At 49.8% G+C, this 3,334-nt stretch carries 2 protein-coding genes; one reads left to right on the forward strand and one right to left on the reverse strand.

Features of this window, described 5'->3' with window-relative positions; translation table 11 throughout:
- The coding region (locus tag HKN79_00530; GenBank protein ID NNC82037.1) for a T9SS type A sorting domain-containing protein at positions 1-394 on the forward strand (394 nt) is incomplete at its 5' end.
- On the opposite strand, the gene HKN79_00535 is transcribed toward HKN79_00530, so the two are convergent.
- Positions 384-3,334: VCBS repeat-containing protein (locus HKN79_00535; protein NNC82038.1), on the reverse strand; the 2,951-nt coding region annotated here is incomplete at its 5' end. The genes HKN79_00530 and HKN79_00535 overlap by 11 nt on opposite strands.

The raw sequence follows: 3,334 nt of genomic DNA on the forward strand, positions 1-3,334 counted from the left end.
TGCTCAGACAGGCCATGTTCTGGAGTCAGTTCGATTCGGATTGTATACGGCAGATATCATCGATGAGAATCAATGCGCCAGTTTCTTCACAGTAGAGATAGAAGACATGGATTGCATGACCACCGGAATAGCAGAATGGACCTCACAAGGCATCCATATTCTACCCAACCCCATCATAGATAGCCGATTCATCTTGGACCTAGGAGGGGTGTCACCTGATCGGCTAGAGGTCGAGCTCATAGATATCACTGGAAAACTAGTGGACCGATGGGCACTCCAATATCCAACAGAACGTACAGAATTATATTTCCATGACCAGCATACAGAGGGAATCTATATGCTGAGAATGAGTGATGCCCAAAGGAGCATCACACAGAAAGTGATTATTCGCTAACCTGGTTTTCCGCGAATGTCCGGACCTGGTCGTCATTGCTTGCAATGATGAGCAGGTCTTTTTCTTTGCCTTCTACCCAAAGCACCTCTCGCACATCGAAGCCGGCATAAATGCCCAGCTCGGTCAGCGGTCTGCTGACGAAGTTCCCTGAACCATCCGACCCTAAGAAGACTCCATAGCTGGCATCGCTACGTGTGGTCTCTACCTCGCGGTCGAAATGGTTTCCAGCCAGATAGATATCCTCGTGCCCATCTCCATCCAGGTCTTGGACGATGATACTGTTCACTACGGAGAATTGAGCTTCTACAGGCAAGGCTTCCATTCGATATCCATCTCCTTCATTGATCAGGTAGATCGATTCAAAGATCTCCGCCTGATAATTGAGCGCACCTGCTGTATCCTCACCGAGCACTTCATACACCGTGGCTTCGGAGAATTCATTGTAGGTGGGGAATTTCTTCTTGACGAAAGGCAGCTGTTGTGAAGAACACTGCCTACCCCTTACTGGGAAGCAATTCCCCTCTTGATAGTAGGCCATGTAGATGTCGTTGCTTCCATTCTCATCAAAATCGGCTGAGAATATCTGGAAAGGCTCTTCTGAACTGGCCTTGTACTTGATGTTGAGGCCCAGATTACCGAGTATCAGGTCCTCATCTCCATCGCCATCGATGTCCATGGATTCCAGAGCATTCCACCAACCTACGGAGTTGGGTACAAGTCCAGATTCTGTCAATCGACCATTTTGGTTCTCAAAGAAGGTGATGGGCATCCATTCACCTACAAGGCTCAAGTCCTCATCTCCATCCCCATCCCGGTCATGCCAGAGGGCATCGGTCACCATACCCAGAGAGAGAAGTTCAGGAGCGATTTCAGAAGTCCTATCCTTGAATACGCCTCCTTCATTGATCAATAGATGACTATCCGGTGGATAGGGGTACTTACCGGGGATTTGACGCCCTCCGATGAAGATGTCCAGATCACCGTCCTGGTCGAAATCCGCGACCGCGATACTCTTTCCACTCGTGTGTATCTCAGGCAGAGCGGCAACCTCCCGTTTTAAACTGCCGGATCCTTGATTGCGATACAGTCGGTCCTGATAGACGGATAGGTCCTGTCGCTCCTCGTTTCCTCCACTCACCACGTATAAGTCCTTCCAGCCATCCCTATCAGCATCGAAAATAGCACAGCCTGTATCCTCATACTTTACATCTCCCAGTGGAATCCCTGGATGGAATCCACCCATGCCGTCTTGTAAGTAGAGCTCTCCAGGTTGGCCTTGTGCTCCACCGATGAATACATCTTCAAGTCCATCCCCATTTACATCTCCGTTGCACATGCACGGGCCTATGGTGGACATGCGATGAGGTAGTAGGATCTCTGTCTCGAAATCATCGAAAGTATTCTCCTCATGTCTGAAGTCGATGCCTTCCACCTCTGTGAATAGACCGGTAGATTCGGCTCTGGTACTTGGCGCTGATTCACCATCTCCAGGGCGAAGGGTCATGTATCGATCCACTTCGAGGTCGGTCCACATTTCTTGCTCTCCATCCGGCCATCGGATGCTCATCTTCGAAATACTCTCGGAAGCTCCAAGTCCAAAGATCAATCGGGAGCTACTCGTAGACATATATCCGGTCACGGGACGGCATTCCAGGACTTGTATGCCCTGATTCGTTTCGATCTGCACGACAGTGCCTATAGGCTGAGGAGTGTCCAATTCAATGCCTATCCAATGATGATCCAGATAGGACTCCCGCTTATTCTCATAGATGCTTGCAGCTTCGTCCATGTTGTTGAATACGATATCGAGATCACCGTCCCTGTCCAAATCGGCCAGAGCGGCACCTTGGGAGATCATCTTCTGATCCACACCCCATTCTTCCATGGACTTGGCAAAGGTGAGGTCACCCAGATTCTCAAAGAAGTAGTTTCCAATAGGCGTAGAAGGAGAGAGCGCCAGCAGTTCTAATGGATTGATGGAGATGCCATTCTTACCTTGACTCTGGGCTTCAGCTTCTAGCTCACGCACCTTTTTCCTTCGCTGGATATTGAAGTCGTTATCGCGCACATCCCGTTTCAATCCATTGGTAATGATCAAGTCCTTGTCCCCGTCCTGATCCAGATCGGAAAAAAGAGTGCTCCAACTCCAGTCGGTAGCGGAGATTCCAGATAGCTGGGCGATCTCAGAGAAATGTCCCTGACCTCTATTTAGCTGCAGAGCATTGAACATATACTGGTGATGGTATCCGCTATCGACCAAGGTCCAGAACTTCTGGGGATTCATCCCGCTCATATTGGTCTTAAGGCGCTTGTTGTCCTCGGCTACCATGTCGGCTGTGAATATGTCCAGCAGGCCATCATTGTTGACGTCAGCTATGTCTGCTCCCATGCTGAAGTTGGACATATGCTGGAGCTGGGCATCGGCTTCATTCTTGAAGCGACCATCCTGCTGATTGATGTACAAGAGATCCGGCTCATCGAAATCACAGGAGACGTAGATATCGGGCCATCCATCTGCATTGATATCGCTCACTACAGCGCTGAGACCATAGGCGTAGTTGGTGATGCCGGCTTCTTCCGTGACTTCTGTGAATTGTTCACCATCATTACGATAGAGACGATCGGTAAAGCTGTAGTCGATCTTGCCTTTCAACTGCATGCGTCTGCTTGAATGATTGGGAGGTTGATTGACGCAATAGAGATCCAGGTCCCCGTCCCGGTCATAGTCTATGAAGGCCGCTTGGATGGAATAGCCGGAATCATCCAGGCCAAAGTCGCTAGCGCTCTCTTCGAATCGCATTTCCCCTTTGTTGATGTAGAGGAGGTTCTTCCGGAGCGCTTCATCCTCAAGTAAGAACCGGGAGACGTAGATATCCTTCAGTCCATCTCCATTGATATCCGCTATGGCCACTCCAGTCGACCAGCCTCCATCGGATGAGA

The organism is Flavobacteriales bacterium, assembly GCA_013001705.1.
GTDB lineage: Bacteria > Bacteroidota > Bacteroidia > Flavobacteriales_D > JABDKJ01 > JABDLZ01.